The 21,298-nt window shown below is 63.7% G+C and carries 22 protein-coding genes, 1 pseudogene and 1 riboswitch; of the genes and pseudogenes, 12 read left to right on the top strand and 11 right to left on the bottom strand.

Annotated features, from left to right (window positions below; genetic code table 11):
• Positions 1-5: 5 nt before the first annotated feature.
• Positions 6-773: a hydroxyacylglutathione hydrolase gene (gene gloB, locus ACYG97_RS19945; RefSeq protein WP_023734615.1), complete on the bottom strand. Its 768-nt coding sequence runs from the start codon at positions 771-773 to the stop codon at positions 6-8.
• Positions 774-890: 117 nt separating this feature from the next.
• On the opposite strand from gloB, the gene ACYG97_RS19940 reads away from it, so the two are divergent.
• From ACYG97_RS19940 to ACYG97_RS19930, 3 genes are all read left to right on the top strand, one after another.
• Entirely contained in the window at positions 891-1,673 is a 783-nt protein-coding gene (locus tag ACYG97_RS19940; RefSeq protein WP_023670688.1) for a class I SAM-dependent methyltransferase, read from the top strand.
• A 137-nt stretch (positions 1,674-1,810) separates the two neighbouring features.
• Positions 1,811-3,631 (top strand): ABC transporter ATP-binding protein/permease, encoded by a 1,821-nt coding sequence (locus ACYG97_RS19935; RefSeq protein ID WP_023734614.1) that lies wholly within the window; start codon positions 1,811-1,813, stop codon positions 3,629-3,631.
• Positions 3,632-3,695: 64 nt separating this feature from the next.
• Positions 3,696-4,484 carry a DUF1194 domain-containing protein gene (locus ACYG97_RS19930; protein WP_023714977.1) on the top strand — a complete coding sequence of 263 codons (789 nt, stop codon included), beginning with the start codon at positions 3,696-3,698 and terminating at the stop codon, positions 4,482-4,484.
• Between the two features lie 51 nt (positions 4,485-4,535).
• Here the strand turns inward: ACYG97_RS19930 and ACYG97_RS19925 are convergent, their stop codons facing one another.
• Entirely contained in the window at positions 4,536-5,471 is a 936-nt protein-coding gene (locus ACYG97_RS19925; protein ID WP_023673297.1) for a glycosyltransferase family 2 protein, read from the bottom strand.
• A 248-nt stretch (positions 5,472-5,719) separates the two neighbouring features.
• On the opposite strand from ACYG97_RS19925, the gene ACYG97_RS19920 reads away from it, so the two are divergent.
• Complete coding sequence (locus ACYG97_RS19920) at positions 5,720-6,040, top strand: DUF1330 domain-containing protein (RefSeq protein WP_023694041.1); 321 nt, start codon at positions 5,720-5,722, stop codon at positions 6,038-6,040.
• A gap of 7 nt (positions 6,041-6,047) precedes the next feature.
• On the opposite strand, the gene metW is transcribed toward ACYG97_RS19920, so the two are convergent.
• Positions 6,048-6,662, bottom strand: a complete 615-nt coding sequence (gene metW, locus ACYG97_RS19915; protein ID WP_023685353.1) for a methionine biosynthesis protein MetW — start codon at positions 6,660-6,662, stop codon at positions 6,048-6,050.
• Positions 6,659-7,828: a homoserine O-acetyltransferase MetX gene (gene metX, locus ACYG97_RS19910; RefSeq protein WP_023734613.1), complete on the bottom strand. Its 1,170-nt coding sequence runs from the start codon at positions 7,826-7,828 to the stop codon at positions 6,659-6,661. The genes metW and metX overlap by 4 nt, the downstream gene beginning before the upstream one ends.
• Positions 7,829-7,888: 60 nt before the next feature.
• Positions 7,889-7,966: riboswitch (SAM riboswitch) on the bottom strand.
• Positions 7,967-8,092: 126 nt separating this feature from the next.
• Here metX and hisC point away from each other — a divergent pair.
• Both hisC and ACYG97_RS19900 read left to right on the top strand, forming a co-directional pair.
• Positions 8,093-9,202, top strand: coding sequence for a histidinol-phosphate transaminase (gene hisC / locus ACYG97_RS19905; RefSeq protein WP_023734612.1), 1,110 nt, complete (start codon positions 8,093-8,095; stop codon positions 9,200-9,202).
• 4 nt (positions 9,203-9,206) lie between these two features.
• Entirely contained in the window at positions 9,207-10,142 is a 936-nt protein-coding gene (locus tag ACYG97_RS19900) for a prephenate/arogenate dehydrogenase family protein (RefSeq protein ID WP_023685350.1), read from the top strand.
• 7 nt (positions 10,143-10,149) lie between these two features.
• Here ACYG97_RS19900 and ACYG97_RS19895 read toward each other — a convergent pair whose 3' ends face one another.
• Both ACYG97_RS19895 and ACYG97_RS19890 read right to left on the bottom strand, forming a co-directional pair.
• Complete coding sequence (locus ACYG97_RS19895; RefSeq protein ID WP_023685349.1) at positions 10,150-11,073, bottom strand: sugar kinase; 924 nt, start codon at positions 11,071-11,073, stop codon at positions 10,150-10,152.
• A 124-nt stretch (positions 11,074-11,197) separates the two neighbouring features.
• Positions 11,198-12,196 carry a DUF2125 domain-containing protein gene (locus ACYG97_RS19890; RefSeq protein WP_023734611.1) on the bottom strand — a complete coding sequence of 333 codons (999 nt, stop codon included), beginning with the start codon at positions 12,194-12,196 and terminating at the stop codon, positions 11,198-11,200.
• A gap of 123 nt (positions 12,197-12,319) precedes the next feature.
• On the opposite strand from ACYG97_RS19890, the gene ACYG97_RS19885 reads away from it, so the two are divergent.
• From ACYG97_RS19885 to ACYG97_RS19875, 3 genes and pseudogenes are all read left to right on the top strand, one after another.
• On the top strand, positions 12,320-12,853 hold the full coding sequence (locus ACYG97_RS19885; protein ID WP_023673305.1) for a gamma-glutamylcyclotransferase: 534 nt from the start codon (positions 12,320-12,322) through the stop codon (positions 12,851-12,853).
• A gap of 163 nt (positions 12,854-13,016) precedes the next feature.
• Entirely contained in the window at positions 13,017-13,964 is a 948-nt protein-coding gene (locus tag ACYG97_RS19880; protein ID WP_023685347.1) for an aldo/keto reductase, read from the top strand.
• Between the two features lie 83 nt (positions 13,965-14,047).
• Positions 14,048-14,661, top strand: a pseudogene (locus ACYG97_RS19875) (LysE family translocator).
• A 69-nt stretch (positions 14,662-14,730) separates the two neighbouring features.
• Here ACYG97_RS19875 and ACYG97_RS19870 read toward each other — a convergent pair.
• A complete protein-coding gene (locus ACYG97_RS19870; RefSeq protein ID WP_023673308.1) occupies positions 14,731-15,540 on the bottom strand; it encodes a lysophospholipid acyltransferase family protein in 810 nt (269 codons plus the stop codon).
• A gap of 115 nt (positions 15,541-15,655) precedes the next feature.
• On the bottom strand, positions 15,656-16,561 hold the full coding sequence (locus ACYG97_RS19865) for a LysR family transcriptional regulator (RefSeq protein ID WP_023685345.1): 906 nt from the start codon (positions 16,559-16,561) through the stop codon (positions 15,656-15,658).
• Between the two features lie 114 nt (positions 16,562-16,675).
• On the opposite strand from ACYG97_RS19865, the gene ACYG97_RS19860 reads away from it, so the two are divergent.
• Complete coding sequence (locus ACYG97_RS19860) at positions 16,676-17,308, top strand: pyridoxamine 5'-phosphate oxidase family protein (protein WP_023673310.1); 633 nt, start codon at positions 16,676-16,678, stop codon at positions 17,306-17,308.
• Between the two features lie 98 nt (positions 17,309-17,406).
• On the opposite strand, the gene ACYG97_RS19855 is transcribed toward ACYG97_RS19860, so the two are convergent.
• The 3 genes from ACYG97_RS19855 to ftsE all read right to left on the bottom strand — a co-directional run bounded on the left by ACYG97_RS19855 (position 17,407) and on the right by ftsE (position 19,901).
• A complete protein-coding gene (locus tag ACYG97_RS19855; protein ID WP_023673311.1) occupies positions 17,407-18,126 on the bottom strand; it encodes a YdcF family protein in 720 nt (239 codons plus the stop codon).
• A gap of 133 nt (positions 18,127-18,259) precedes the next feature.
• Complete coding sequence (locus ACYG97_RS19850) at positions 18,260-19,249, bottom strand: cell division protein FtsX (protein ID WP_023704319.1); 990 nt, start codon at positions 19,247-19,249, stop codon at positions 18,260-18,262.
• Positions 19,242-19,901, bottom strand: coding sequence for a cell division ATP-binding protein FtsE (ftsE, locus tag ACYG97_RS19845; RefSeq protein ID WP_023685344.1), 660 nt, complete (start codon positions 19,899-19,901; stop codon positions 19,242-19,244). Before ftsE ends, ACYG97_RS19850 begins: the two co-directional genes overlap by 8 nt.
• Before the next feature lie 225 nt (positions 19,902-20,126).
• On the opposite strand from ftsE, the gene ACYG97_RS19840 reads away from it, so the two are divergent.
• Together ACYG97_RS19840 and hpt are read left to right on the top strand one after the other, a co-directional pair.
• Complete coding sequence (locus ACYG97_RS19840) at positions 20,127-20,741, top strand: hypothetical protein (protein ID WP_245260887.1); 615 nt, start codon at positions 20,127-20,129, stop codon at positions 20,739-20,741.
• Positions 20,741-21,283, top strand: coding sequence for a hypoxanthine phosphoribosyltransferase (hpt, locus tag ACYG97_RS19835; RefSeq protein ID WP_023673315.1), 543 nt, complete (start codon positions 20,741-20,743; stop codon positions 21,281-21,283). The genes ACYG97_RS19840 and hpt overlap by 1 nt, the downstream gene beginning before the upstream one ends.
• Positions 21,284-21,298: the final 15 nt, after the last annotated feature.

The raw sequence follows: 21,298 nt of genomic DNA, 5'->3' as shown, positions 1-21,298 counted from the left end.
GATGCTCAGAAATTGTCCTTGCGCTTGCGGATTTCCGCGAACACTTCGGCGTCGGAGGCCGCCTCCATACCGAGATGCTTGCGGATCGCCGGGTCGTGCCAGCGCAGGAACGGATTGGTCGACAATTCCTCGCCGATCGTGGTCGGCAGCGTCGCCTTGTTGTCGGCGCGCAGGGTCTCGATCTTGGCGGCGCGTTCTTTCAGCGCCGAATTGGTCGGGTCGACGGTCAACGCAAAGCGGGCGTTCGAAAGCGTATACTCATGGCCGCAATAGATGACCGTGTCGGCCGGGAGTGCGACGAGCTTCTTCAGCGACTCATACATCACCGGCGGCTTGCATTCGAACAGCCGGCCGCAGCCGAGCGCGAACAAAGTGTCGGCGGTGAACGCCACTTTCGAGGCCGGAAAATGATAGGAGACATGGCCCGCAGTGTGGCCGGGCGTGGCGATGACATCGATCCGCTCACCGCCGAGATGGACGACCGAGCCTTGCCCGACGGTCTCGTCGATGCCGGGGATCTTTTCCTTTTCCGCCTCCGGTCCGACGATGCGCAGCTTGAAGCGCTCCTTCAGCGCCAGATTGGCCTCGACATGGTCGACATGGTGGTGGGTGGTCAGGATCATCGTCGGCTTCCAGCCGGTACGCTCGATAGCGGCAATGATCGGCGCTTCTTCGGGTGCGTCGATAATGGCGGTCTCGCCGCTTTTCGGGTCATGCACCAGCACACCGAAATTGTCGCTGCGGCACATGAATTGTTCGATTTCGACCGGCATTGGCATCTCTCCATCTGTTGGCGCAGACATAGGGCGCTTGGCCGCTGATGTCATCTAGCTTTGCAGAGCCTGGCGGCTTTGTTGAACTTCGGCGGCATCGCAGCTACCGTCCCGCGCATGCATTCCGATATCGTCGATCTCCGCTCCTTCTATTCGACCACGCTCGGCCGCCTGGCTGAACGCTCGATCACCATGGCGCTGTCCTCAATATGGGCAACAGTGCCGAATGAGCGGCTGGTCGGGCTCGGCTATACCTTGCCGTGGCTGGAGCGGTTCGGCACCGATGCCGAGCGGGTGTTTGCCTTCATGCCTGCTACGCAAGGCGCCGTCGTCTGGCCGGCGAACGGGCCGACGGCTACGGCGCTGGTCTTCGACGAGGAATTGCCGCTGGTCGATTCCTGCATCGACCGCATGCTGCTCGTGCATTCGCTCGAACATGTCGAAAACCCGCGCGAGACGCTGAACGAGATCTGGCGGGTGCTGTCGCCGGCAGGGCGCGTCGTCATCGTCGTGCCCAACCGGCGCGGTGTCTGGGCGCGGTTCGAGCACACGCCGTTCGGCAATGGCCGGCCGTTCTCGCGCGGCCAGCTGACAGAATTGCTGCGCGAGGCGAATTTCACGCCGGCTTCCTGGTCCGACGCGCTGTTCTTCCCGCCATCGCCGCGGCGCTTCATGATGCGGTTCCACAATGTGCTGGAGCGCGCCGGCCGGCGGTTCTGGCCGATCTTTTCCGGCGTCATCGTGGTCGAGGCGCAGAAGCGGCTCTATCAGGGCGTGCCGGTCGCGCAGCGCGCTTCGCGCCGTGTCTTCGTGCCGGTACTGTCACCGCACGGTGCGACGCGGCTTGGCCGCCGGGCGGAAGGGGTGACATCGACGACGCGTCAGGTGACACCTTCGTGATCATCATGAAAACTGGTGTTGCGTGGGTTTTTCCCACCTATCTGTCGCAGATGCATTCGCGGTCCGTTTGAGCGGCGGATGCCTTCAAGTCTCTCCATCTGGTTTCAGCAACGCTTCTGAACGCAAGGACCTCGTGCATGGCTGATCAACCGGACAAGTCCGCCGCCGCTCAGCCGGTAACCGTCGATGCCAGCAGCCTGCGCGATCAGGTGGCGACGATCAAACGGGCGCTGATAGGCTCACCGGTGCGCAAGTGGCTGGTCTGGACGTCGGTCGGCATTATGGCGGTCATCGTCGCGACGTCGATCGGCCAGGTTCTGCTCAACCGCTGGAACCAGCCCTTCTACGATGCGCTGGCGCGTCGCGACATGGCGGCCTTCCTGCACCAGCTGATGATCTTTGCCGTGATTGCCGGCACGCTGCTGCTGCTCAACATCGCTCAGACCTGGCTCAACCAGATGATCCGGCTGAAGCTGCGCGAGGCGCTGACGCTCGACCTGATCGACCAATGGATGCGGCCGGCGCGGGCCTTCCGGCTCGCCAATGCCGGCGCCATCGGCGTCAATCCCGACCAGCGCATGCAGCAGGATGCCGCGCATCTGTCCGATCTGTCGACGGACCTCGGCGTCGGCCTGCTGCAATCCTTCATCCTGCTGGTGTCGTTCGTCGGCGTGCTTTGGCAACTCTCGTCGGGCTTCGTCTTCCACATCAACGGCTGGTCGCTGGCGATACCGGGCTACATGGTCTGGGCCGCGTTCCTCTATGCCGGCATCGCCTCCTGGCTGAGCTGGCTGGTCGGGCGGCCGCTGATCCGCCTCAACAGCGACCGCTACACCCGCGAGGCCGAGCTGCGTTCCGGGATGGTGCGCGTCAACGAGAATGTCGACGCCATCGCGCTCTATCACGGCGAAGCCGATGCCAAGAGACGGCTCGAAATCGACCTTGGCACGGTGCTGGGCGCGATGCGAAACATCTACAAAGCGCAGATCAACCTTTCCTGGGTGACCGATACCTATGGCTGGATCACCGTGGTGGCGCCGATCCTTGTGGCATCGCCGGTCTATTTTTCAGGCGATATCAGCTTTGGCGGGTTGATGATGGCGGTCGGCGCCTTCAACCAGGTGCACTCGTCGCTGCGCTGGTTCATCAACAATATCGGCGGCATCGCCGACTGGCGCGCCACGCTGATGCGCGTTGCCGACTTCCGCATTGCGCTCGATGAAACCGATGTGTTGCACGACAAGGAAAAGCGCATCGAATTCGGCGATAACGCCAATGGCAGCCTGACCTTCGAGAAGCTCCAAGTGGCCTCGCCGGAGGGCTGCACCAAACTTTCAGACAGCCATGTCGAGATCCATCCCGGTGAGCGCGTCATGATCACCGGCGACCCAGGCGCCGGCAAGACATTGTTCTTCCGCGCCATTGCCGGCCTTTGGCCCTGGGGCAGCGGGCGGATCGGCTTGCCGGCCGGAGAAACGCCGATTTTCGTGCCGCGTGTTCCGTATTTTCCTGCCGGCACGTTACGCGAAGTGCTGCATCCGAATGGCTCGGCGCCGGCTGGCGATGCTGATTTTGGGGCGGTGCTGGCCGAGGTCGGCCTCGAGCGGCTGTCATCCTCGCTCGACCGTTCCGCACGCTGGGAGCGTGAACTCAACGATGACGAACAGCGGTCGCTGGCCTTCGCCAGACTGGCCTTGCGGCAGCCGAAATGGGTGATCATCGACGAAGCGATGGACGCGTTCGATGGTCCTTCGCTGCGAAGGGTACTGTCCATGCTGGAGAAACGCCTGCCGGAAACCGCGATCCTCAACATCGGGCGCGGACTGCACAATGGTCATTTCTTTCCACGCGCATTGAACATCGTGAAGGATACGGGTGCTGCGCCACTGAAACCCGCCCGAGTCAGGACCGGCGCCATCGACCCGCCGCCGAAAGCGGCCGTGCGGCGAAAGAAGTAGAAGGGGCTTTATTTCGCCGCGATCGCGGCGAAGATTCACGGGTCCAAACGTCCGTGGTGCGGCCATGCTCGATGCGCTCAGCCTGCTTGCCTGCCTTGCCTGCACCACGCCCGTGGCTGCCCCGGCCGTTGCCGTGGATGTCGAACTGGTGCTGGCCGTCGACATCTCACAGTCGATGGACGAGAGGGAGTTCGCGCTGCAGCGCGCGGGCTATGTCGAGGCGCTCAGGCATCCCGATTTCATCAAGGCCGTGCGCTCGGGAACCACCGGGCGCATCGCGCTTGCCTATTTCGAATGGGCGGGCGTCGTGCGCGAGGATGGCGTCATCGCCTGGCAGGTGATCGACAGCGCAGAGAGCGCCAACGCCTTCGCCGACAGAATAGAAGCGCGGCCGTTCCGCAGCTTTCGCGGCACCTCGATTTCGGGCGCGCTTGCCTTCGGCGCCGGGCTGTTCGAGGGCACGGGGTTCGATGCGCCACGCAGCGTCATCGACATTTCCGGCGACGGTCCCAACAACACCGGGCTGCCCGTCGCCACGACACGCGATGCGGCGGTGGCCAAGGGCATCGTCATCAACGGCCTGCCGATCCTGATCAGCCCGTCGCCGACCTTCAGCCATCTCGACCAGTATTATGACGACTGCGTCACCGGTGGGCCCGGCTCCTTCGTGTTGCCGATCTATGCGGCCTCGGAATTCGCCACCGCCATACGCCGCAAGTTGATCCTGGAGGTGAGCGGCATCGCAGATGCGACCGTGGTCCCGATCGATGCCGCCGCACCCATGGACTGCCTGCAGGGCGAACGCGACCGGCGGCTATATTCCGACCCATATCTGCCGGAACTCGACAAATGAGGTTTGAGGCAGTTCGGAGGGGAAAGCCGCTGCGCGGCTTGTCGGCAAACTTCAGGCCGGCCGTGCACCGTATTTGTCGCGAAATTCGGCATAGAGATCGCGGCGCCAGCGCCGGCCGCCGACATAGCCACGCAACAGCTGCGGCAGCGAATAGCCAAGCGCCTTCGACGACCGGTTGGCCATATAGCCGGAGAACGCCTGCGAAACCCTGCCCTTGAGTGCATCGGCGATGAGCTGCCGGGCGATCATGTAAGGCGGAATGTAGGGGTAGCGGTCGGCGATATAGGGGTGCTTGTCGATCAAGCTCGCATAGGCTTCGACATAGCCGTCCCGGCGACCGGAGATCGAATTCTCCGAGTTGTACTTTTTCCAGTCGATCACTTCGGACAGCTGCGCGCCGCTGCGACGGGCAAAGCGCAGCAACAATTCGCGATCCTGCATGCGCGTGACGTCACTGTCGTAGCCGCCGATGGCCAGCAGCGACTCGCGCCGGGCGGTGATTGCCGACCCGGCAATGAAGATGGTCTGCGCGACAAGGGCCCGCTCCAGCGAGTCGCGGCTCAGCAGCGCTTCGCGGTTGACGCAGTTGGTGCGGCGATTGCCCTTCAGCGACACGAAGGAACTGATCAGCACTTCGAGCGAGGGATTGTTGTCGAACTGCTCCAGCGTCCGCGCCAGGCGATCCGGCAAATAGACGTCGTCGGAATCGAGGAATGTCACCACCGGCGCCTGCGCCCGCTCGATGCCGGCATTGCGGGCGGCATTGGCGCCGCGCCATTTCGAGCCAACATAGATCAGCCGTGGATCGCGGATTTCGGCAAGTGCGGCTGCCGTACCGTCGGTCGAGCCGTCATCGACGACAATGTGTTCGAACCGGGGAAAATTCTGCGCCAGCACGCTCTCCACGGCGCGCACCACCTTGCTGCGGCGATTGTGCGTCGGTGTGATCACCGAGATCAGCGGAGCGAGGTCGGTTGCCTTGGACATGTTGCTTCGATTGTGCCCCGAAATGCCTGGAGGCCGGAGGTTTTGATGGTCGCCGTCCAAGCCTTACCCCGGGATGGCATTCGATTCGACGCTACAAAAAACCAGCGGCAATGTCATCACAAACTGTTGAGCCAGGACGCCGGTAAGCCGGCCGATTACCCCAGACGTAATCGACCGATGGCCATCATGTCTGCAGATTGCGCCAACGAAGCCGGTCGTCGGGCTTCGATCTCACAGGGAGTTCAGCCATGGCCGCCTACGCCGTCGCCCATATGCGTCAAGTCACAATGGGCCCGCAGATTGTCGAGTATCTGCAGAGGATCGACGCCACATTGGAGCCGTTCGGCGGCCGCTTCCTTGTCCACGGCGGCGACATGGACGTGGTCGAAAACGAATGGCCCGGGCATCTGATCGTCATCGAGTTTCCGGACAGGGCGCATGCGTGGGGCTGGTACGATTCATCAGCCTATCGGGAGATTCTGGCCTTGCGCACCGACAACTCCCACGCCGATGTGATCATCGCCGATGGCGTTCAGCACCCGCACAAGGCGACGGACGTGCTGGAATAGGGGCAAACTACCGCTTCAGCAAGAACACCGCTTGCTGGCCGAAGAAATTCCAGAACCACCATGGCATCGACAGGCCGATCTTCTGGCCGTTGCCGTCGAGCGCGGTGGCTTTCTCGACCGAAGCGCCGAGTTCCTCGACCAGATTGACGAAGTCACGGATGGTGCAGAAATGGATGTTGGGCGTGTCGTACCAGGAATAGGGCAGGTCCGCGGTCACCGGCATCCGGCCCTTGACGAACAGCGACAGCCGCACCCGCCAGTGGCCGAAATTGGGGAAGGAGACGATGGCGCGGTTGCCGATTCGTAGCAGCTCGTCGAGCACCAGCTTCGGGTTGCGGGTCGCCTGCAGCGTCTGTGACAGGACGACGAAGTCAAAACCCTTGTCCGGATAGAATTCGAGGTCGGTGTCGGCATCGCCCTGGATGACCGAGAGGCCGCGCGCAACGCATTCATTGACGCCTCGCTGTGACAGCTCCAGCCCGCGGCCGTCGACCTGCTTGGTCTCCTGCAGGAGTTCGAGCAGCAGGCCGTCGCCGGAGCCGACATCGAGCACCCGCGACTGCGGCGGTATCAGGTTGGCCACGACTTCGAGGTCGACGCGCTGGCTGCCATTGACGCTCATGAGGCGAGCCCCCTTGCGCGGGCCGCCGAGCCGATGAAGCCCTTGATGGCGGCAAACAGTTCGGGTTCATCGAGCAGGAAGGCATCATGGCCGCGGTCGGTGTCGATCTCGACAAAGGAGACGGAGGCGCCGGCGGCGTTGAGCGCATGCACGATCGAGCGGCTCTCCTCGGTCGGGAACAACCAGTCCGAGGTGAAGGACACCAGGCAGAAGCGGGTCTTGGTCCCGGCAAAGGCATCGGCCAACCGGCCGCCATGGTCGGCGGCGAGGTCGAAATAATCCATCGAACGGGTCATGTAGAGGTAGGAGTTGGCGTCGAAGCGGTCGACGAATGTCATGCCCTGGTGGCGCAGATAGCTTTCGATCTGGAAGTCGGCGTCGAAACCGAAGGTCAGCGCTTCGCGGTCCTGCAGATTGCGGCCGAATTTGCGGTGCAGGGCGGCTTCCGACAGATAGGTGATGTGGGCGGCCATGCGCGCCACCGCCAGCCCCTTTTCGGGGCGCTTGCCTTGCTCGAAATATTTGCCGCCATGCCAGTCCGGATCGGCCATGACGGCCTGGCGGCCGACCTCGTGGAAGGCGATGTTCTGCGAGGAATGGCGTGCGCCTGTGGCGATCGGCAGGGCCGAGAAGACGCGCTCGGAATAGCACGATGCCCATTCCAGCACCTGCATGCCGCCCATCGAGCCGCCGAGCACGCAAAACAGCTTTTCGATGCCGAAATGGTCGACCAGCATCAATTGCGCCCGCACCATGTCGCGGATGGTGATGATTGGCAGGTCGAGGCCGTAGGGCTTGCCGGTGGCGGGATTGGTCGAGGCCGGACCGGTGGAGCCCAGGCACCCGCCGATGACGTTGGAGCAGATGACGAAGAAGCGGTTGGTGTCGATGATCTTGCCGGGACCGATCAGCACTTCCCACCAGCCGGGCTTGCCGGTCACCGGATTGGTGTTGGCGACATGCTGGTCGCCGGTCAGCGCGTGGCAGACCAGGATGGCGTTGGTGCGGGCATCGTTGAGGGTGCCATAGGTCTGGTAGGCGATCTGGAACGGCGACAAAAGCGTGCCGGCGTCGAGCTTCAGCGGCTTGTCAGGGCCAAAACGCAACACCGGGCTCGACGGGCTGTCGGCCTCGTTGTTGGTTTTTGTAGCGCGGAGCGCGGCCATGTGACTCTCCTTGCCCGCCGTCAGGCAATAAAAAACCGGCAATGCGATCGCAAAGCCGGTTACGTCACGCAAACGGCCCTTTAGCGAGTTGTTTAACGTGGCTGCAAGCCGACCGGCCAAATCACCACGGAACTGTTGCGTTCTTCTAGAACTCGTGCGGCCCGGCGTCAACGGCCAGCTATTGCCCGCCTCTCGACATTCGCGGCTACGGCTTGTATTTCCGCTGCGGCCTCCGGACGGAGGCATTCTGGATGGATTTGCGACATGGACAAGACAGCGGGCAAGGCACGGCCGACGCCCCGCGCGGGCATCATGGACATCGACGCCTATGTACCGGGCAAGAGCACGGCACCGGCCGGCGTCGCCAAGGTCCATAAATTGTCGTCGAACGAGAACCCGCTCGGCCCGTCGCCGAAGGCGATCGAGGCCGCGCGCGAAGTGGCCAGCAAGCTTGATGTCTATCCCGACGGCACCGCCCGCCGGCTGCGCGAGGCGATCGCCGAGGTGCACGGCCTCAACCCGGCAAACATCATCTGCTCCAACGGTTCCGACGAGATACTTGGCCTGCTGGCGCAGACCTATCTTGCGCCAGGCGATGAGGCGATTTTTACCGAACATGCCTTCATGGTCTACAAGATCTACATTCAGTCGGCGGGGGCCAAGCCGGTTGCTGTGAAGGAAACCGAGGAGCGCGCCGACGTCGACGCGATCCTGGCCGCGGTGACGCCGCGGACCAAAATCATCTTCCTCGCCAATCCCAACAACCCGACCGGCACCTATCTGCCGTTCCAGGAGGTCCGCCGCCTGCATTCCGCGCTCCCGGGCAACGTGCTTCTGGTGCTCGACGCGGCCTATGCCGAATATGTCAGGCGCAATGACTACGAGGCCGGCATCGAGCTGGCGGGCAGCGCACAGAATGTGGTCATGACCCGCACCTTCTCCAAGCTCGGCCTTGGCGGCGCGCGCATCGGCTGGATGTATGGCCCACTGCACATCGTCGATGCCATCAACCGTATCCGCGGCCCTTTCAACGTTAACGCAACAGCGATCGAGGCCGGCATTGCCGCCATCCGCGACCGCGCCCATGTCGAGCGCAGTTCGTTGCACAACGAAACCTGGCTTACCTGGCTGAATGAAGAGCTGACGAAGCTTGGGCTGCGCGTGACGCCCAGCGTCGGCAATTTCGTCCTCATCCACTTTCCCGACGACAAGAAGCATTCGGCTGAGGCGGCGGACGACTACCTCACCCAGCGCGGCTATATATTGCGGCGCGTTACCGGCTATGGCTTTCCCAATGCGCTGCGCATGAGCGTCGGCACCGAAGAAGCCAATCGCGGCGTTATCGACGCCCTCACGACGTTCCTGAAAAGCTGAAACAATGACATCACCGATGTTTGAAAAGATCGCGCTGGTCGGCATCGGCCTGATCGGCTCGTCGCTGGCCCGCGTTATCCGCCGCGAGGGCCTGGCCCGCCATGTCGCCATCGCGACGCGCAGCCCGGCCACGCTGGCGCGGGCGAAGGAGCTCGGTCTTGGCGAGAGCTACACCACCGGCGCCAGGGAAGCGGTCCGCGACGCCGACCTGATCATCGTCTCGGTGCCTGTGGGATCGTCGGGCGAGGTGGCGCAAGAGATCGCGCCGGGGCTGAAAAAGGGCGCCATCCTCACCGATGTCGGTTCGACCAAGGCCTCCGTCATTGCGCAAATGCAGCCCTATGTACCGGACGGCGTGCACTTTATTCCGGGGCACCCGCTGGCAGGTACGGAGAAATCGGGCCCGGATGCGGGTTTCGCCGACCTGTTCGAAAACCGCTGGTGCATCTTCACGCCGCTGCCGGGAACCGATCCGGCCGCGCTGGAAAAGCTGTCGGAATTCTGGCGGCGCTGCGGCTCCAACATCGACTCGATGGACCCGCAGCATCATGACATGACGCTGGCCATCGTTTCGCATCTTCCGCACATCATTGCCTACAACATCGTCGGCACGGCCGACGATCTGGAATCGGTGACCAAGTCGGAAGTGATCAAATATTCGGCTTCCGGTTTCCGCGACTTCACCCGTCTGGCCGCCTCCGACCCGACCATGTGGCGCGACGTGTGCCTGCACAACAAGGATGCCATCCTGGAAATGCTGGCGCGCTTTTCGGAGGACCTCGCCTCGCTGCAGCGGGCGATCCGCTGGGGCGACGGCGACAAGCTGTTCGACCTGTTCACCCGCACCCGGGCCGTTCGCCGTTCGATCATCGAGGCCGGCCAGGATATCGACGTGCCGGATTTCGGCCGGCAGGCGGTCGAGCACCCGGTGAAAAGTTAAATCTGTTTCAGACGGGCCAGGTCGCCGCGACCATGGCCATTGTCTCGGCCCGGTCCGGCGCGCCCAGCCGGCCGCCGAAGCGCTGGCATTTGAGCGCGGCCGCCGCGCTGGCAAAGCGCAACGCGTGCTCGACCGACATGGCCTCAGCAAGTCCAACGGCAAAGGCGCCGTGGAAAACGTCGCCGGCGGCCAGCGTGTCGACCGCCTTGACCTTCGGCGCCGCGATGTGGCGCACGCATCCGGCGGACCGGTCATGCCACCAGCTTCCCGAGGCGCCGCCGGTCACCGCCACGAAGGCGTCTGTGCGGCTGGCGAGGTCGGCGCAGGCGGTTTCGGGATCCAGCGCGTGGCCGCAGACAATGCGTGCAGCCGTCTCCGAAGCGACGATGTGCGACGCCAGCGGCAACAGATGCTCCAGCACCTCCAGCGGCGCCGTGTCGGCGTCGAGGATTGCCGGGCAACCGGCGTCGCGCGCGGCGGTCAAGGCAAGAGCGGCGGCGCCCGGCCAGCGCACATCGACCAGCACGGCATCGAAGCCGGAAAGATCGGCGACAGGCACCGCCTCGGGGTCGGCCTGCGCCTTTGGGTCGTAGAAGGGCACGATGATGCGCTCGCCATGAGCGTCGACCAGGATCGCGGCCAGCGCCGAGCGGGCGCCTTCGACGCGGCGGACAAAGCCGCAATCGACGCCCTCGGCCTCGATGCCGGCCAGCAATTGGTCGCCGACGGCATCGTCACCTGCACTTGCCCACAGGAACACCTCGGCGCCGAGACGGCGGGCGGCGCAGGCAGCACTTGTCGCCATGCCCGAGGCGATCTGGATGCCGTCCGAGGCGATGAACTTGCCCTGATGCGTGGGCAGGGTTTCGACGCGCAGGATGGTATCCAGCGTCAGCGCGCCAACGCTCAGCAGTTTCACCGGTCGGTTCATGCGTCGGCTTGCTCGAGCATGATCTCTCCCCAAAAGCCGTTCCCGCTCTTTGCGATCATGCTCTATCTCTTTGTTTTAACGGAATTCCGGACGGAAAACCGCTCACACTTTTCTTGGAATTGCTCTAATCGAGCGGCTTGATCTTGCCCAGCGGAATGAAGCCGAGCGAGACCTTGCCCTTCACCACCTTGAGCGGCATCGACGGTTCGTTGCCGAGCAGCGCCAGACCGGCAAAGCCTTGCTCGATCTGGCTCTTCTGCTCGGGGATTGCGGTGGCGAGGATTGCCGCCACGGCTTTGGGATCCTGCAGCTTGATCGTCAGGTCGGCATTGACCAGGCCGTTGGCGTCGACCGACACCGGGCCGGAGACGGTGATGCGCGCGGTTCCCGACGACAGATCGAGCTTGTGGATGTCGGCCGCCTGGCCGCGCAGGCTCCTGGCCTGCGTCTTCATCAGCGCGACGCCGTTCTTCAGCGTCGCGTCGCCGCTGCCGTCGAGCGGCGGCAGCACGCGCCCGCCGATCGCGTCGGCGTCGATCTCAAGATCGGTGAAGCTGCCGACGTAGCCGATGTCCTGGCCGTCGGGCCGCAACTCGCCCGCCGCGGTTCCGGCGCTGAACAGTGAAACCGGATCAGTGTCGTCGGCCGGATCCGTCTGGCCGGACAAGCTCTCCGCCTGCAGCGAAATGCTCCGGGGCAGGGGCCAGGAGAGCTTGGCATTGGCCTGCAGATTGTCCCAGTCGATCCATAGCGGCGCCATCCCCGGCACCGAGGTGCGCAGCGGCCCACGCAACTCGGCGGCAGGCGACAAAGGCCGGATGAGCTCTGCAACGAAGTTGAAGCTGCCTGCCGAGGCGGCAACGTTCCTGGCGTCGTCCTCGTAAGCCAGATTGTCACAGGAGATGGCAAAACTCAGGGGGTAGCCGCTGACGGTGAGGTTGGCGCAGCCGGCCTCGATGCCTTTGTCCTTGAGCGAGGCCACCGCCTTGTCGGCTTCGCTGCTGACGCGACCGGCGACATAGAACCAGACTGCGCTGTAGACGCCGAACAGCATAACGAGCAAGGCAGCGAGCCACATCAGCCGGCGGCGAAACTTCGACGGACGCTCGTCACTTGACGTCATGCTGCGGCTTTCATTAACGCGGGCGTGTTGCGGGTGGACTGTGGCTTACGCAAAAGCAAAAAGAACAGAAGAGCACCGATTCCGATGCGGCGGCGTCACTCTCGTACAATCAGGCTTGGCGATATGGGCGATTTTTGGGTTTTTGGCTACGGCTCGCTGATCTGGCGACCGGGATTCGCCCATGTCGAGACACGGCGCGCGCGGCTTTACGGCTACCGCCGGTCGCTCTGCGTCTATTCCTTCGTGCATCGCGGCACGCGCCAGCGGCCGGGCCTGGTGCTAGGCCTCGACCGTGGCGGCTCCTGCATCGGGCTGGCCTTTCGCGTGCCCGGCGAGCTGCGCGATGAGGTGCTGACCTATCTGCGCGAGCGCGAATTGGTGACCAGCGTCTACCTCGAGCGTGTGCTCGATATCAGCCTCGACGGGAATGGGGCGGCCGCGGGAGAGAGAGTGAAAGCGGTTGCCTATATCGTCGACCGCCAGCATGAGCAGTATGCCGGCGGGCTCGACCCCGCGCATGCGGCAGGTGTTATCCGTGGCGCCGTCGGCCAGTCCGGAAACAACGAGGACTATGTGCTCAACACGCTGCAGCATCTCGCGGCGCTGGGTATCAGCGACCACTGGCTGGAAGAGGTGGCGAAGCGGATCGCCTCGTGAGCCAGTGGACCACGGCGAGCCTGCAGGCGAAGCGCTCGCGCCTTTGTGAAGCGCTGGCCCGCTGGAAAATTGGCTGAGGCCTTTGACCTCGGCGCGGCGAGACCTAGCTTAGCTGCGGCCCGAAGCATTCGGGTCGCCCGCCGCCAGCCCACGGAGCCCCGTCTTGCAAAAACGCCGTCTCGGTCAAACCGACCTTTCCATCGCGCCGCTGGTCCTGGGCGGCAATGTCTTCGGCTGGACCGCGGACGAGAAGACCTCCTTCGACCTGCTCGACCGGTTCGGCGGCGCCGGCCTCAACGCTATCGATACGGCCGATGCCTATTCGCGCTGGGTGCCCGGCCACGCGGGCGGCGAGTCCGAGACCATCATCGGCAAATGGATGAAAAGCCGCGGCAACCGTGACAAGATCATCGTCATCACCAAAGTCGGCTCGGATATGGGACAAGGCAAGAAGGATCTGTCCGCTGCCCATATCGAAAGGGCAGTCGAGGCGTCGCTCAAGCGACTGCAGACCGATGTCATCGACCTCTATTTGTCGCACTGGCCGGACCCGACCACGCCTTATGAAGAGACGCTCGGCGCCTACCAGAAGCTGCTCGCTGCCGGCAAGGTCCGCCATATCGGCGCCTCGAATCTCGACGCCGGCCAGCTGCGCGCCGCGCTCGATGTTGCCAGCCTGCGCGGGCTGCCGCGCTACAGCGTGCTGCAGCCGGAATACAATCTCTACGATCGCTCATCCTTCGACGGGCCGCTGCATGATGTGTGCGTGGCCGAGGATATCGGCGTCATCACCTATTTCAGTCTCGCCAAGGGGTTTTTGAGCGGCAAATACCGTAGCGAGGCCGATCTCGGCAAAAGTGAACGCGGCGGCGGCGTGAAGGCTTATCTCAATGCGCGCGGCATGCGCATTCTGGCCGCACTCGACACTGTGGCGGCGCGCCATTCGGCCAAGCAGGCGGAAGTAGCACTCGCATGGGTGATGGCGCAGCCCGGCATCACTGCGCCGATCGCCAGCGCCACGACGCTGGACCAGGTCGACAGCCTGGTGCGCGCCGCATCGCTGAAGCTCAGCGCGGAGGATCTCGTGGCGCTGGACAAGGCCAGCGCCTAGCCGCGCAGGTTCGGCACGATCGTTCAAGACGACGGCTGTCCGCCTTGCCACACTGTTCTCCATTATTGTGGAGAAGAGGCAGCATGGCCGCAGACATTCTTTCGCAGGCGCAGCCCTGGCAGCAATTGCTGGCGCTGGTGCTGGCGGCAACCGTCGTATGGGCAGTCCTGGCCCGGCGACGATCAGCGTCACGGCGATAGGGGCCGCCTTCGGCCTGCGCAATTCGCTTCACTACACATCGGGGATCATTTTAGGCACGGTCGCGGTGCTGCTGGTCGTGGCCACCGGCATCAAGGCTATCCTCACCTCGATGCCGGGCGTAGCGCCAGTGCTGGCGGTCGCTTCAGCCGCCTATATTCTCTACCTCGCCTACAGAATAGCGACAGCGCCGCCGCTGGCCGCGCGTGACAGCAGCGCGGTTCTGCCGACCTTCCTCGGCGGCTTCCTGCTCGCCGTTGCCAACCCGAAAGCCTATCTGGCGATTGCTGCGGTCCTTGCTGGCTCCGCGACCGCAGCTCTCGGCATCCCGGCCAGGCTGGCGGTTCTCACCCTGATGATCGTAGCCATCCATGTGCTGTGGCTGCTGGCCGGCGCGGCCTTCGCCCGCACCCTGCGCCAGCCGCTGACGTCGCGGATCATCAATCTGGCCTTCGCGGCGACGCTGGTGCTGACCACGGCGCTGGCGGCGTGGCCTTGAGCCGGCCCGCAGAAGAGATCAAGCTTTGGTCTTTTTTGTTTTGGCGCGATTCAGGACGGAAAAAACCGCTCACACTTTTCCTGGAATTGCTTTGGCGGCCGCGGCGAGTTCGGCCAGCCGCTTGACCGCCGTCGGCGGCATTTGCGGCGGGTTAGGAGCCTGCGATGCCTCGATCAGCAGCTGGTCGCAGGCGGCTTCCGTATCGCCGATCAGCCGGTCCATGAATTCGTCCTTGCCGAGCCCGGGCGGGATCGGCGGCAGGAAGCGGGCCTTGATGGTGCCGGGAAAGCGCAAAAATTTGCGGCGAGGCCAATAGAGGCCGGCGACATGGGCGACCGGTACCACCGGGACGCCAAGCTGCGTATAGAGCTCGACAATGCCGTATTTGTAAGCCGGCTCGTCGCCTGGCGCTCGGCGCGTGCCTTCGGGGTAGATAATCAGCTGGCGCGGATTGCGCCCCATCTCCTGCTTTGTCGATGCAACGACCTGCTTCAACGCCTTGGAGCGGCTGCCGCGGTGAACCGGGATCATCCGCATCTTCAGGATGTACCAGCCGAAGAAGGGGATCCAGGTCAGCTCGCGCTTCAGGATATAAAGCGGATCGTGGAGGAAGGGAAAGAAAGCGATCGCGTCCCAAAACGACTGGTGTTTCGGCGCCAGGATGAAAGAGCCCTCCGGCAGGTTCTCGACGCCGGTGATGTCGCTCCTGGTGCCGGCGATCTTGTCGTAGAGCCACAGGCTGGTGCGCGACCAGAATTTCGGCACGAACCAGGCGCGATGGCGTGGCGAGAGGAAGTAGTAAGGGGTCCAGAGGACCATCTGGACGATCAGATTGACATAGAAGACGAAGTTGAACGCCAGCGAGCGGATATAGAGCATGCGGGGAAGGGCCCGTTGAGGAGGTGTGCGTTGGTTACACCAAGCGCGGGCAAAAAGGAAACGCCGCAATGGCCTGACATAGGCCGGCTCGCCACTGACTCAAGCCAGTCTCAACTCACCACGTCGCCTGCAACAGCCGCTGCTTCAGCCGCGGAGCGGCGAAATCGAGGAACGCCCTTAGTTTCACCGCCAGCAGGCCTTGGCCGGCATGGACGAGGCTCACCGGCCACGGCTGCGGCTCGAAGGGTCGCAAGACCGGGACGAGCACGCCGGAACGTACTGCGTCCGCGATCTGGTAGGAGAGCACCCGCGTCATCCCGGCGCCTGCAATCGCGGCATCGATTGCAGCTTCCGCCGTGTTGACGCGCAGCCGTGAGTGGATCGGCACGATCAGTTCGCCCTTGTCGCCGGCAAAGCTCCAGCTGGCGAGCGCTGCAGGCCCTTCGAAACTGATGCATTCATGCGCGGCCAGATCGTCCGGCGTCCGCGGCATGCCATGCGCGGCGATATAGGCGGGGCTGGCGCACACGACGCGACGGATCGCGCCGACGCGGATGGCAATGAGGCTCGAAGGCGCAAGCTCGCCGATGCGGATGGCAAGGTCGAGATGTTCCTCCGCCAGTTGGGTTATCCGGTCAGCCAGCGTCAGGCGAATGTTGACTTGAGGATAAGCCGCCAGGAATTCGGTGACGACAGGCAGCACGTGCAGGCGACCAAAAACGACCGGCGCGGTGATGAACAGGTCGCCGGTCGGCGTGCTGTATTCGCCGGCAGCGGTGCGTTCGGCTTCGCCGACCTCGCCGAGGATGCGGCGGCAGGCGGCGAGATAGGCCTGGCCGGCATCGGTCAGCGTGAGCTGCCGGGTCGAACGGTTCAGCAGGCGCGCCTGAAGGTGCTTTTCGAGGTCGGAAACCTTGCGGCTGACCGTTGCCAGTGGAATGCCGAAATGGCGGCCGGCAGCGGAAAGGCTGCCCGCTTCCACCGCGGCGACGAACAGCGACATGGCTTCGAGACGATCCATACTTTCTTCCGGAAATTGGAAGGATAGCTTGCAACTATGCCATCTACATCCAAAACATGGAAGGATCTACCTCTTCGCGTACAATGGCCGTGTTTCGGCCTCGCGGAGGCTTCCATGAATGCTCACACTTTCACCAGCGATGTCGCCTTCACGCCGACGGTCAAGGCGATCCAGACCCGCAAAGGTTCGCGCAAGGGCTATGCCAGCGCCGAGGAGCGCGGCGGATGGCGCGCCCATATGACGCCCGACCTCGCCGACTTCATCGCGGCGCAGACCAGCGTCTTCCTGTCGACGGCAAATGGCGAGGGTCAGCCCTACATCCAGCATCGCGGCGGGCCAGCCGGCTTCCTCAAGGTGCTGGACGAGAAGACCATCGGCTTTGCCGATTTCTCCGGGAACAGGCAGTTCATCACGCAGGGGAATCTCGCCGACAACAACCAGGCATTCCTGTTCCTGATCGACTATGCGCATCGCCAGCGCGTCAAGATCTGGGGCACGGCGCGCGTCGTCGAGGACGATGCCGAGCTTCTGGCAAGGCTGATGCCGCAGGACTACAAGGCGCGCCCCGAGCAGGTCATCTTGTTCACCGTCTCGGCCTGGGATGCCAATTGCCCGCAACACATTCCGCAGCGATTCGAGGCCGCCGATGTCGCGGCCGCACTCGCCGAACGCGACAAGCGGATTGAAAGCCTCGAACAGGAGATTGCGCGGCTGCGTGGCGCGGAAGACGGCACGGCCAAGGGGTAATCGAGCGCCGTCAGAGTCGTCTGTCTGGACGCAATTCCCAAGGGAAAGCGTACGTGCTTTTCCCGGGGAAACCGCTACACACTTTTCCTGGAATTGCTTTAGTCCTTGGCGGTCGAAACCTCGGCCAGTGCGACGCTGTCGGCAGTCTGGCGGACCGGGACGACGCCGCGCGCAAGCGCCAGCAGGTATTTGCTGTATTCGGTCAGAAGCACGCGTAGCGCTTCCGGCTTGGTCAGCCAGTCGCCATTGTCCAGATTGGTGTTGACCACCGGATAGGGTTCAAGCCTGGCGCCATGCAGCAGGCGGCCCATCTCGAGCAGGCTGCGCGGCATGTGGTAATTGTTGGTGACGAGGATGACGCTGCCATAGGCGTGGCTCTCCACCCATTTAGCGCTTTCCTCGGCATTGCCGATCGTGTCGAGCGCGGCGCGGTCGATGTCGACACAGCAGGAAAACAGCGCCTTGTCGCCGCCGGTAGCAGCCTGCAATTGGCGGCGGCTGGCAGAGGGATGCACGCCTGAGATCAGCAGCCGCTCGCCCTTGCCGGAGGCAAGCAGATCGAGTGCTGCGTCGAGGCGGGCCTGACCGCCGGTCAAGACGATGATCGCATCGGCCTTGGCTGGGTTGGTCGGGGTCGTCATGTGGCTGACCTTGCTGGCGAACCAGCCGAAGCCACCGGCAAACAGGGCCACCAGCAGCAGTAGACAGAGGGAGGCGAGACGCAGGGCGGTGCGCAAACGGCCCAGCCCGGTACGCACACGCAAACGCACCACTGGCATCTGTCCAGCCGTTCCGGTCGACTCCCGCGCGTTCATCATCCTATGGTTAATCCTGAAATGCCTTTTTGGTAAGGAAAAAAGCGCACATTGCGTTACGTCGGTTTTCGATCCGTGATCGTCCCTTCCATTCCTGTCCTTGCCCCCGAACTGTTTTCGCTTCTGCCCTCACGGTTCACCCCGCATCCGGCTGGCGGACATCGATGTCGCTGAGATAGGCGACGACGGTGGCGTGCGAGGTCGCCGCCGTCAGTCCGCCGATCACCAGCACCATCAGGCCGACGCCGAGATAGCCTGCCGATCCGATGGCGAAATTGCCGAACAAAGCGGTGGCCTGGTCGGCCTGCGGCGTTGCCATGTTGCGCGACGACCACCAGGAAAAGACGATGAAAACCAGGATCGCGGCTGCGCCGCCGGCGGCCGCGCCCTTCATGCCGGTGACCAGGAAATGCCAGCGGAATTCGCGCGCGATGAAGCGCGCCTCGGCGCCGACGAAATGCAGCACTTCGATGATATGGCCGTTACCCGCCATAGCGCCGCGCGTCGCAAACACTACGGTCAGCACCGTCGCCGACAGCATCAGGACCAGCACGGCGATGCCGATGGTGACCGTGGTGCGGGCCATGGCGACCAGCCGGTCGACCCATGTACGGTGATCGTCGAGCGAAGCACTCGGCAGCTTGGGCGTGAGCGCCGCACGGATGGCGCTAAAGTCGGGCGGACTGGTCTCGTCGATGGTGACGATGATCAGGCGCGGCACCGGCAATTCGTCGATATTCAGGCCCGAGCCCAGCCATGGCTCCAACAGACGCGCGGTGGCGTCGCGATCGATGATCCGGGTTTCCTTCACGCCGGGGAATTCGCCGACGATCTGCGAGGCCTGGGCAAGGGCTGCCTCCATGTCGAGGCCGTCGACCGGTTTGATCTGAATCGTCGCCTCGCGCGAGATCTGGTTTTCCCAGACCGAGGCAGTGTCGCGCACCAGCGTGACGGCGCCGAAAGTCAGGCAGGACAGGAAGGTCATGATGGCGATGACCAGCACCAGGGCGCGGCCGGCAATATTCTGCGCCGGCACGATCGGCGCCATGCGGCGGTGGACGCGCTGCGTCGTCGTCGCGGGCTCGGCGGCGTCTTCATGCAGCTGTTCGGCCGATAGCTCAGTCATAAATATCCAGCCTTCCGCCGGCCAGGATCATGCGGCGCGCGTCGACCTGCTCCATCAGGCCGAGATCGTGAGTGGCGATCACCACCGCGGTGCCGAGCCGGTTGAGCTCAATGAACAGCCTGAGCAACCGGCGCGCCAGCGGCGGGTCGACATTGCCGGTCGGCTCGTCGGCAAGCAGGATTTCGGGCTGTTCGATCAAGGCCCGGGCGATTGCCGCGCGCTGCTTTTCGCCACCCGAAAGGACCGGCGGCAGCACATGCATGCGCTCGCCCAGGCCAACCCATTTCAAAAGTTCGGTGACGTCGGTGCGGTAGCTCGCTTCCTCGCGGCCGCGCACGCGCAGCGGCAGAGCGACATTCTCATAGGTGGTCATGTGGTCGAGCAGGCGGAAATCCTGGAACACCACGCCGATGCGGCGCCTGAGATGCGGCAGTTCAGCGCGCGAGATGCGCGAGCGGTCCTTGCCGAAGATGGTGATCAGCCCGCGTGTCGGCTTCAGCGACATGAACAGAAGGCGCAGCAGCGTCGTCTTGCCGGCGCCGGAGGGCCCGCTCAGGAACTGGAAGGAGCTCTCCGGAATGTGCAGGGAGATGTCGCGGAGGATTTCCGGACCCATGCCATAGCGGAGGCCGACATTTTCGAAGCGGATCACGTGCGACGACCTGAGGTGTGTGGCGGCGGCGTGCCAGCCCTTTCTGTCCAACGACCATCGGCCGCCATGGTTAACCGTCGGTTAATTTTCGCTGTTTTTGAGTGCGTCACAAGGGTTCCGGTGGGGAAGCGTTAACCATTTCCATTTACGCAAAAGAAACGAAGAGGCAACAGCGGGGCCATGATGGCTGAGCAACGAACCGCGCGCCCGGTTTCCGGCGAAATCATGACCGGGACAAGTGTCGCACCGGAATCGCGGCCTGTGGCGACCGACATCGTCGATGCGGATTATGAGGTGCTGCCGCAGCTGATCCCACTGATAGAAGCCATGCCGACGCCGGCGCGCGACATCGCGACGCCGTCGATCGAAGGCATGGAGATGCTGCGCAAATCAGATGCGTCAGCCGGGCGGCCGGCATCGCGTGGCGGGCCGATCTTCTGGATTGCCGGCATCGGTGCGGCCCTTGCCGCCTTCTGGGTCTCGGGTGGCCACGCGCTGGTGCGCCAGACGCCGTTCTGGTCAGTCGAACAGCCGGAGGGCACCGTACTCAGCATTGCCGGCGTCACCACGCGTGTCGACGCGTCAGGACCCACCCCGGTGCTGTTCGTGGATGGCGAGGCCGTCAATGACGGTTTGAAGGCGGGACAATTGCCGCCGTGGAGATACGTGTCACCGGCAATGACAGCCGCATCACCCGCTATACTCTGGGGACATCCAACCGTTCTCTGGCGCCCGGCGAAAGATTCGGCTTTTCCGGCCGCCTCGATGTGCCTAGAAACGGCGTCAAGGCCGTGGCGGTCACCTTCGCCGGCTAGTCGGTTTCTCTGGAAAGGTCGTTGATGCCAGTTGTGCGCGGCAAGGACATCGAGGTCCTGTTTTCGGCGTCCGCGATCGCGCGGCGCAATCTCGAACTCGCCAAGGAGATCGCCGAGCACGACTATCACGACCTGCTGGTGATTTCGGTGCTGAAGGGCTCGTTCATCTTCGCCGCCGATCTGATCCGCGCCATGCACGATGTCGGGCTGTCGCCCGAGGTCGAGTTCATCTTCATTTCCAGCTATGGCGCCGGCACCACCAGCGGCGAGGTGAGGGTGCTGCGCGACATCGACAATGAGGTCGCCGGCCGCGACGTGCTGCTGATCGACGATATCCTGGAATCCGGCAAGACGCTCTCCTTCACCCGCAACCTGATGCTGTCGCGCGGCGCCAAAAGCTGCGCCATCGCGGTGCTGTTGGACAAGCGCATGCGCCGCCAGACCGAGCTGAACGCCGACTATGTCGGCTTCGACTGTCCCGATTACTTCGTCGTCGGCTACGGCATGGACGTCGCTCACGCTTTTCGCGAACTGCCGTTTGTCGGTGTCGTCAAAGGCGATGCCTGAGAAAAGGCCCACGAC

Source organism: Mesorhizobium sp. W067, from assembly GCF_054719525.1.
This window is presented reverse-complemented; position numbering and strand designations above follow the sequence as displayed.